This window comes from Mesorhizobium sp. M0514, assembly GCF_040321145.1.
GTDB lineage: Bacteria > Pseudomonadota > Alphaproteobacteria > Rhizobiales > Rhizobiaceae > Mesorhizobium.
In genome coordinates, this window is sequence record NZ_JAMYQZ010000185.1 from 1 (window position 1) to 3,054 (window position 3,054).

The window sequence follows — 3,054 nt, forward strand, 5'->3', positions numbered from 1 at the left end:
TCTCTTACGAGCAATCCGAGCAGCGCCCAGCCGCCAGCCGATCGAAGATGTACGCCAAGACCGACAAGCTGGTGCAGCGTTTTGCCAAGGCTGAAGACGCGGTGAAATCCTTCAGCGAAGACATGACCGGGGTGAGGCGGCCACTGCCGAGGTGACCCTGTGGAAGTTGATGGGCCTCGGCGCATTCGGCTCACTGCATCGCAGCGGCGGCGCTCGCGTCGCTAGTTACGCCCTATTGGTCTATCTGGCGCGTGCTGCGTGGCGGATCACGAGTTCTATCCGTGCTGCTAAGTCAGCAGAATTCCACACCACCTCCGGATAGGCCGTATAGATCAGGTAACCGCACATTCTTGAGCACATTGTACGATTGTTACGCAAAGCAGCGGCCGCATCGACTCTCATCATCTTGGAACTACATTGCCACAATGGCTCAGCTCTTAGAATCAGCCCCAGTGAACGCTTCATATCAGCTGATCGTGGACCACTATGAGACAGCGGTTTCACTCCAGGAGCGCATTGTCACTCGCGTTCGACAACGCGGTTTGTCAACGAAAAGTGATGACGAATTCCTGGAGCATCTGAATGCCGTCTTAGCGCGGGCGCGCCAAAGGTTGGCTCAGGCCGATCAACGCAATTAAATAAAAATGGGACATCCGCGGTCCGCAGGCATAGAGTGTGCCATCGACGGCAACTCCAAGGGCGTCCGTCGGCTGTGAGCGATCAACATGCTTCCGCCCCGATAGGGAGAGGGAGCTATGACAGACTCCAGGTCACAAACTCACACTGCCGCGCAACGCGACACCGGCCAAAATTCCATCTATCGCAATTCGCTACTGCTTCGAATGTGCTCGGCAGATTTGGCATTGCTGCAACCTCATTTCGAAAGCGTCTCCCTTGGGCTGAAGACGCATCTCGAAGTGGCGGGGTCACCGATCAGCACCGTGTACTTCTTCGAGAGCGGTCTCGGGTCAGTGGTGGGCGAGCTGCGGCCTGGTATCGAAGCTGAGATCGGAATCATTGGTTGTGAGGGCATGACCGGCTCAGCGCTCGTCATGGGCGATGACCGATCAACGCACGATTGTTACGTGCAATTAGAAGCCCGAGCCTTTGGTATAGACGCGGGCCTCTTCAGCAAGGCGCTTTTGACAAGCCCAACCCTGCGAACTTTTCTGCTCCGCTACGTTCACTACTTTCACCTCCAGGCAAGCTTCACCGCTCTCGGCAATGCCCGGATGAACATCGTCGACAGGCTCTCAAGATGGCTGGTGATGTGTGATGATCGCGTCGACGGGAACCGCTTTGCGATTACGCACGAGTTCTTATCAGTTATGCTCGGTGTCAGGCGGCCCGGCGTCACCATAGCGCTGCAAACCTTGGAGGGCCAAGGTCTGATACGATCGATGCGAGGAGAGGTCGTCATCCTTGATCGCGCCCGTCTCATTGCGCTTGCCGATGGGTCCTATGGCAGGGCTGAAGCCGAATACGCTCGGCTGATCGGCCAACTGCATTGAGGGCAGACGCCGCGCCCGTGCACAGTGCCCCTGAAACAGAGCCCGCCGGCTGAGCCACGGGTGTTTTTGCGTCAGGCGGGAACATTCCCGCTCTGAGGCTGTTTGGCCACAGCTGGCTCGTTCTTCAGCGGTCCGTGCCGGTGACCAAGATGTCCTCTCCACTCGTCATGGTCGGCCCGCGCAGCCCCCGAAGCAGGCGCGGGCCATCCCTGCAGACGTCGCCAGACGTCAGCGGGCTTTTTATCATTCGCCGTTTATCATGGAAGATTTGCAAGTTCGCGCCTGCCTATCGCGAGCCGGAATGCATAACGGTTCCGGATGTGGCTGTTAAAATAGACGCCCTTGGCAAAGGCAGCTTTGAACGCGGCAAACGCCTCAGCAGGTACGTCCAAAAACTCGTATTTCTTCCCGCTCGCTACAAACCAAACCGAGAGAACCCTGGTGTTCGGGTCATAGTCGAACTTGCGTATCGAGGTCGACGGCATGGTATGCCATTCAAAAACTCAGTAGCCGAGTTGGATCGCCACCTACAGGCTGAAACTGTATTCGAATATGTGGCCGCGCTTTTCGTCGGCAACCCTGATCCAGATGGGCTCGCTGGTGCGCAGAGTGACGTCGCGCTCTGTCGCTTCCCGCGCCGCCCTGATCGGCGTGACCTGGCGAAAATCGCGCATATCAATCTGTTGCCCGCAAACAGGGCAAGGGAGGAAATGCGCGAGTTCGCTCGCGGGCGGGCCTTCATGTCGGTGCCCGATTAGTGGTCTGCCGAGATCAGACAGCCTGGTCATTGTTTCCGCAGCGCCTTGGCTACCCGCTCCAAAGTCTCGCGTTGGTTGCCGTGCTTCGCGATCAGCTCTTTGACCTGCTGGGGTGTGATGCCGGTCTTTGTTGCGAAATATTCAACTTCATAATCCTCATCGGCCGAGACACGGTCCCGATCACGAAAATCCCGCTTGCTCTTGTCGTCGGCCATATCGATTCCTCCTTCGCTCATCCCGCAACGCCGAGTTGACGTGTTTGTTGCACCCAAGAGGCTGATTCCGGTTTCGGAACTATTTTAGCTTCATCTTATTGAATCGCCGGAGGGTGGTCAGTACATGCGTTTGAAGTTCATCGAGCCGTTGATGCCGACCCTTGTGGAGAAGCCTCCCGAGGGTGAAGGCTGGACCCACGAAGTCAAGTTCGACGGCTACCGATCGCAGATGATCATTGATGAAGTCGGCACGCGCATTTATACGCGCAATGGCCACGACTGGACGGCAAAATATCGCGACATGGTGAGAGAGGCCAAGCGCCTTGGTGCCGAAAGCGCCATTGTCGACGGCGAGATCGTCGTTCTGAACGACAAGGGCCTTTCGGACTTCGCAGCGCTGCGCAGAGCTATCACCCGCCGGCAGCACGACTTGTATTTTGTTGCCTTTGATCTGCTTCACCTTAACGGCCATGATCTGCGAGACATGGCGCTGGAGGAGCGGCGCGAGATCCTGTCCAGCATGATCGGGCCCGGCGGGCGTATTCAGTTCAGCGAGCCCTTGCCGGGGGA

Annotated in this window: 5 protein-coding genes; 2 read left to right on the forward strand and 3 right to left on the reverse strand. The window is 57.4% G+C overall.

The window, feature by feature from the left end:
- Positions 1-755: 755 nt before the first annotated feature.
- A complete protein-coding gene (locus tag NKI61_RS32595; protein ID WP_352650467.1) occupies positions 756-1,511 on the forward strand; it encodes a Crp/Fnr family transcriptional regulator in 756 nt (251 codons plus the stop codon).
- Positions 1,512-1,768: 257 nt separating this feature from the next.
- Here the strand turns inward: NKI61_RS32595 and NKI61_RS32600 are convergent, their stop codons facing one another.
- The 3 genes from NKI61_RS32600 to NKI61_RS32610 form a co-directional block, all read right to left on the reverse strand.
- Positions 1,769-1,996, reverse strand: a complete 228-nt coding sequence (locus NKI61_RS32600; protein WP_023748968.1) for a KTSC domain-containing protein — start codon at positions 1,994-1,996, stop codon at positions 1,769-1,771.
- A 42-nt stretch (positions 1,997-2,038) separates the two neighbouring features.
- Positions 2,039-2,185, reverse strand: coding sequence for a hypothetical protein (locus NKI61_RS32605; RefSeq protein ID WP_023740336.1), 147 nt, complete (start codon positions 2,183-2,185; stop codon positions 2,039-2,041).
- A gap of 110 nt (positions 2,186-2,295) precedes the next feature.
- Positions 2,296-2,484: a DUF3606 domain-containing protein gene (locus NKI61_RS32610; RefSeq protein WP_023708231.1), complete on the reverse strand. Its 189-nt coding sequence runs from the start codon at positions 2,482-2,484 to the stop codon at positions 2,296-2,298.
- A 124-nt stretch (positions 2,485-2,608) separates the two neighbouring features.
- Between NKI61_RS32610 and NKI61_RS32615 the strand changes: the two genes are divergently transcribed.
- Positions 2,609-3,054, forward strand: a 446-nt coding sequence (locus tag NKI61_RS32615) for an ATP-dependent DNA ligase (RefSeq protein WP_502899967.1), incomplete at its 3' end; no start/stop codon positions are given.

Bases quoted from the DNA above. Each gene is read 5' to 3' on its own strand.
- NKI61_RS32595 (WP_352650467.1), top strand. From the start codon at position 756: ATGACAGACTCCAGGTCACAAACTCACACTGCCGCGCAACGCGACACC.
- NKI61_RS32600 (WP_023748968.1), bottom strand. From the start codon at position 1,996: ATGCCGTCGACCTCGATACGCAAGTTCGACTATGACCCGAACACCAGG.
- NKI61_RS32605 (WP_023740336.1), bottom strand. From the start codon at position 2,185: ATGCGCGATTTTCGCCAGGTCACGCCGATCAGGGCGGCGCGGGAAGCG.
- NKI61_RS32610 (WP_023708231.1), bottom strand. From the start codon at position 2,484: ATGGCCGACGACAAGAGCAAGCGGGATTTTCGTGATCGGGACCGTGTC.